This window comes from Nioella sp. MMSF_3534 (assembly GCF_030732985.1).
Lineage (GTDB): Bacteria > Pseudomonadota > Alphaproteobacteria > Rhodobacterales > Rhodobacteraceae > Nioella.
The window spans coordinates 1-2,338 of record NZ_JASHJX010000100.1; the positions used below are offsets into that span (position 1 = coordinate 1).

Here is a 2,338-nt window from a genome sequence, read left to right on the forward strand (position 1 = left end):
TCAGACATGTTACCGCTCGTTTTTTCGAGCCGTGAATCATGCCGCCAGACGGAAATCAATGGGTCCTGAGCCTAGAGCAAATCAACTCTGATGTGGCGTCTCTCGACAACGTGTTGGCGATGGCCTGCATCGGCGCAGCATTCAGTGCGATTTGTACGTTTGAAGATTTGGTTGCCGTGCTCGTAACCTCCTCCAAGGCGCAGCTTAGCACCAGACTTGATCCAGTTGCTGTCGAGGCGTCCGGACTTTTTTTAGAACGGCATGCCGTTGTGCAAAGATCCACCCTAGGCGCACTAATAACTGCGATCGAAAAAAGTGGAATAGACGGGCGCGACATCAGATATCTCCGAACAATCGTTGCGATAAGGAATGAGTTTATTCACAATTTTATGGGGCAGGTTCCTCTTCCCGGAGACTGGCTCCGGTACGGCTTCACGTTGGAGCAGTTCTCGGCCTACACTCGGTGGGTGGCACGACACGTCAATTTTGCCAAAGCAGTTTTCTCGCGCATAATGGTGAAGAACGAATTGCTTGCCGGTCGTTTTGGGAGCTACGGAGCAATTCTGTGGCATCCAGACTTTCCTTTCTAACGGCATTAGTGGTGGAGGTAGTACTCCCGCAGAATGCAAACGCCCGACCGATACCTCGCAGAACTAGTGCTTACCTATCCCTGCCCCAACCGGCTAGCGATTTGGACGTCGAACTTCACTGAGCTAGTCGAAAATTTCGCCGGCTGCGCCGTGATCATCTCGCACGACCGCTTCTTCCTCGACCGTCTGTGTACGCACATCCTGGCCTTCGAGGGCGAAGCGCATGTGGAATGGTTCGAAGGCAACTTCGAGGCCTATGAGGAAGACAAGAAGCGCCGTCTGGGACCGGACGCGCTGGAGCCAAAGCGGGTGAAGTACAAGAAGTTCGTGCGGTAGTCGGCGGTATGGCCAAATGCGTGGCAAGAACCCATTGCCACGCCGACCGCGAAATGACTTGAGCATCTACCGCAAAACGAAAAACAGGGGGCGCTATGGCATCGCCCCCTGTTTCTCTCCCGACTGCCGAAGGCGCTTCCTGCGCGTTCCGTGAGTCCGCGCGCAGGGGCAACCCGTTCCGATCAAGACGCGCCCACGTGGGGGCAGATGCGCGACCCGCTTCCGATCGGGTCACCCGCCTCATGCTCGGAATACCACCACCCTAGCCGCCCCGACCCCACCCGCGAAGATGTGCAGGCGTATGGCGTACTATCCATTCGTATAGGTCCGGTCGTTGCGTCTCTCGGGGCCATGGATAGACGATTATCCTTGCATTTTGCCCCGCCTGCCCCCATATGCGCGGTGCGACCGTTACCGCATTTCGACCTCTGTCTCCTATCCATGGCTTCAGTCTCGACCTGCTACCGACTGACGCCAGAGTTGCCGCATACTGCGGGCGACGCTTATTTTAGGAGACCACGGATATGGCCACTGGCACCGTGAAATGGTTCAACACCACCAAAGGCTTCGGCTTTATCGCACCCGAAACGGGCGGCAAGGACGTTTTCGTCCACATCTCCGCCGTGGAACGGGCTGGCCTGACCGGCCTCGCCGACAACCAGAAAGTGACCTACGATCTGGAAGCTGGCCGTGACGGCCGCGAAAGCGCGACCAACATCGCCCTGGCCTGATCGGCCACACGCGACAGAATTCTGGAACGGGGCGCGGCGCAGGCTGCGCCCCTTCTTCTTTGGGTCAGCCCCCTTGCATCGCGCACCGGGCTCCCCATTTATTGCCAAAGTCAATCAAACGGAGCTGTGTCATGCCTGCCGCCGCCAAACTCACCTGCCTCGATTGCGGTGCCGTGAACCGGGTGCCGACCGACAAGCTGACGTCCGGCCCGAAATGCGGGGTCTGCGGAGCGAAACTGGCGGATGGCAAGGTCAAGGCGCTGGACCCGGCGATGCTGGCCAAGGCCAGCAAGGCCGACCAGCTGCCGCTGCTGGTGGATTTCTGGGCGCCGTGGTGCGGACCCTGCCGGATGATGGCCCCGCAATTTGAACAGGCGGCGCGGTCGCTCGCCCCCAATGCCCGCTTCGCCAAGATCGACACACAGGATTTCCCGCAGGTCAGCCAGAAATTCGGCATCCGGGGCATTCCCCTTCTGATCCTCTTCCAGAACGGCAGGGAAGTGGGACGCCTGAGCGGCGCACGGCCTGCGGCGGATATCGAGGCCTTCGTGCGCAGCCACGCGAAGGTCAGTGCTTGACCCGCGACCTTAGGGATTTTTTGAACCGTTCAGCGGGCGGCGGCGACCCATGCATATACGCAAGATCATACCGCCCGAAAGGATCGTCCCATGCCCGCCCCAT

The 2,338-nt window shown here is 59.2% G+C and carries 3 protein-coding genes and 1 pseudogene; all 4 read left to right on the forward strand.

Annotated elements, in window-relative coordinates; all coding sequences use genetic code 11:
• Positions 1-38 precede the first annotated feature (38 nt).
• Positions 39-590, forward strand: coding sequence for a hypothetical protein (locus RBB16_RS20570; RefSeq protein WP_306047893.1), 552 nt, complete (start codon positions 39-41; stop codon positions 588-590).
• A gap of 80 nt (positions 591-670) precedes the next feature.
• Positions 671-926, forward strand: a pseudogene (locus RBB16_RS20575) (energy-dependent translational throttle protein EttA); the annotation flags it as partial.
• Between the two features lie 524 nt (positions 927-1,450).
• The gene (locus RBB16_RS20580; protein ID WP_071688931.1) at positions 1,451-1,657 is read left to right on the forward strand and encodes a cold-shock protein; all 207 of its coding nucleotides are present in this window, start codon (positions 1,451-1,453) and stop codon (positions 1,655-1,657) included.
• Between the two features lie 131 nt (positions 1,658-1,788).
• Positions 1,789-2,235 carry a thioredoxin TrxC gene (gene trxC / locus RBB16_RS20585; protein ID WP_306047894.1) on the forward strand — a complete coding sequence of 149 codons (447 nt, stop codon included), beginning with the start codon at positions 1,789-1,791 and terminating at the stop codon, positions 2,233-2,235.
• The last annotated feature ends 103 nt before the right edge of the window (positions 2,236-2,338 follow it).